The 405-nt window shown below is 69.6% G+C and carries 1 protein-coding gene; it reads left to right on the top strand.

The features are described from left to right. Window positions 1-405: CobW-like GTP-binding protein (locus tag JWG88_RS21455; protein WP_240194678.1), on the top strand; the 405-nt coding region annotated here is incomplete at both ends.

The raw sequence follows: 405 nt of genomic DNA, 5'->3' as shown, positions 1-405 counted from the left end.
GGGCGGTGCTGGTCAACGAGTTCGGCGAGATCGGCCTGGATGCCGCGCTGCTGGCCACGGACGTCGACGGCGTGGCCATCGGCGAGGTGGCGGGCGGGTGCCTCTGCTGCGTCAATGGCGTGCCGTTCCAGGTGGGGCTCGGTCGCTTGTTGCGTCGGGCACGGCCGGACCGGCTGTTCATCGAACCCTCCGGGTTGGGACATCCGCTGGCGCTGTTGAAACAGCTGCAGGCTCCTGCCTGGTCCGGCGTCCTGGCCCTGCAACCCCTGGTAGTGGTGCTGGATGCCGCCGCGCTGGCCTCCGGCCAACCGCTGCCGGAGGCACAGGAACAGGCGCTGGAAGCGGCCGGCATGTTGCTGCTGAACAAATCCGAAACGCTCGACGCGACGCAGCGCTGCGCTGTGC

Source organism: Desulfopila inferna (assembly GCF_016919005.1).
GTDB classification, from domain to species: domain Bacteria; phylum Desulfobacterota; class Desulfobulbia; order Desulfobulbales; family Desulfocapsaceae; genus Desulfopila_A; species Desulfopila_A inferna.
This window is presented reverse-complemented; position numbering and strand designations above follow the sequence as displayed.